Raw genomic sequence first — 585 nt, forward strand, 5'->3', positions numbered from 1 at the left:
CCAGCTGCATGACGACCGGCTCAAGCAGCACCCGCACTTCCATCAGCTCGGCCGGGCTGGTTTCCATCGCGGTGACCTGGGCCGCGCCGGCTTGCAGCCTGTCGCTGGCGTCGGCGCTGACATAGGTGCCGCTGCCCACCACCTGGGTGATCAGGCCCTGCTCCTTCAGTTCCGACAGCACCCGCCGCACCACGCTGCGCCCGATGTGCCACGTCTCGGACAGTTCGCGCTCGGTCGGCAGGCGGTCGCCGCCCTGCAGCCGGCCTGAACGCAGTTCGTCCAGCAGGAAATGACGGAATTCATGCAAGGTGTCTGACGAGTACATGCGCCCTCCCGGAAATGGTTGAAATTATAAACCAATTGCCTGGCGCAACAGAGCAATTATCCATTCCTGTGTGCCAAAAGGAGTGCTTGGTTCATTCTCGCCCTGCATTGGAAGCCGATTTCACGGGTTGACATTGGTCTATTCTTGGTTTAACTTGGTTCATCTTAAAACCAATCTGCACCAAGGAGAGTGAGCATGCGCTTTGCGACCATAGAACTGAACGGCGTTCCCACCGTTGCCATCGTCAACCGCGATCTGTC

The 585-nt window shown here is 59.0% G+C and carries 1 protein-coding gene; it reads right to left on the reverse strand.

From position 1 onward, the window contains the following. Positions 1 to 325 (reverse strand): winged helix-turn-helix domain-containing protein (locus tag JK635_RS27800; protein ID WP_202651728.1); only part of this gene is annotated, 325 nt, incomplete at its 3' end. Between the last annotated feature and the right edge of the window lie 260 nt (positions 326 to 585).

Source organism: Neobacillus paridis (assembly GCF_016765675.1).
In the GTDB taxonomy this organism is placed as follows: domain Bacteria; phylum Bacillota; class Bacilli; order Bacillales; family Cytobacillaceae; genus Neobacillus; species Neobacillus paridis.